Source organism: Scandinavium sp. M-37 (genome assembly GCF_043558715.1).
GTDB lineage: Bacteria > Pseudomonadota > Gammaproteobacteria > Enterobacterales > Enterobacteriaceae > Scandinavium > Scandinavium vulneris_A.
The window spans coordinates 1-473 of sequence record NZ_JBIGIN010000113.1 but is presented as its reverse complement, the minus strand read 5'-3'; the positions used below and the strand labels follow the sequence as shown (position 1 = coordinate 473).

Sequence of the window (473 nt, the reverse complement as noted above, 5' to 3'; positions counted from 1 at the left end):
CGTCACTGTCGTCGAGCTCGATGTCGAGCTGGTCAGCCTCAAACCCGCGATTGTCGGTCATGGTCAGGTTAATCAGCCTGTCACTGATGTTACCGGTGATGTCCTTGCTGTTGAGCGTCAGCATAAACTGAGGCGTCAGGGTTGCGCCTGAGCCGGTGACGATATCCGGCATGACTAACCTCCCACCAGTGAAAGCACATTGCCCGCCTTACCGACGAGAGATTCGGCCTGTTTGCCAATATCGCCATAGAGCGCAGCAAGGGAATCATCGACGCGCGTCAGTGACAGCGTGAAGCTGATTTTTCTCGGTGAGCCATCAGCGAAAAAGACGGTACCTGTTTCGCTCACGTTGGTAATAACAAACATCCCGTAAATGGTGCCGGTGCCGGAAATCAGGGGCCACGCCCGGCCCTCATCCGCCATCGTATAGAGCGCCAGCATCGAGAGCCGCCCGCCGGTCATTTCAGGGTACA

General features: G+C 56.4%; 1 protein-coding gene and 1 pseudogene. Both read right to left on the bottom strand.

The genetic code is table 11. The annotated features are described in order from the left end of the window. Positions 1–172: pseudogene (locus ACG0Z5_RS23950) on the bottom strand (phage late control D family protein); the annotation flags it as partial. Positions 173–174: 2 nt separating this feature from the next. After that, positions 175–473: phage tail protein (locus ACG0Z5_RS23945; protein WP_394451680.1), on the bottom strand; the 299-nt coding region annotated here is incomplete at its 5' end.